The sequence below is a fragment of the Asaia sp. SF2.1 genome (assembly GCF_000505765.1).
Lineage (GTDB): Bacteria > Pseudomonadota > Alphaproteobacteria > Acetobacterales > Acetobacteraceae > Asaia > Asaia bogorensis.
In genome coordinates this window covers 38,139-38,381 of the sequence record NZ_AYXS01000016.1, presented here as the reverse complement: position 1 = coordinate 38,381, position 243 = coordinate 38,139, and the positions used below count along the sequence as shown (strand labels likewise).

General features: G+C 60.9%; 1 pseudogene. It reads left to right on the top strand.

Features of this window, described 5'->3' with window-relative positions:
* Positions 1-243 (top strand): annotated as a pseudogene (locus P792_RS38840) (TonB-dependent receptor); the annotation flags it as partial.

Sequence of the window (243 nt, the reverse complement as noted above, 5' to 3'; positions counted from 1 at the left end):
GGGTGTCGTGAATATCATCACCAAGAAGCAGGATCATGGCCTGCATATGGCCGCGCAGACCGGGGCCAACGCCTATGCCGGCAGCGGGTGGAACTACCAGCTCAATGCCGATGGCGGGACCAAACTCGGCCGCGACGGCTATCTGCATCTCAGCGGGCAGATCTATCACACGGATCATTTCTACACGAATACGATTGACCACCGCCTCCTGCCCTATGCGCCGGCGGGGGCCAATACGAGCGG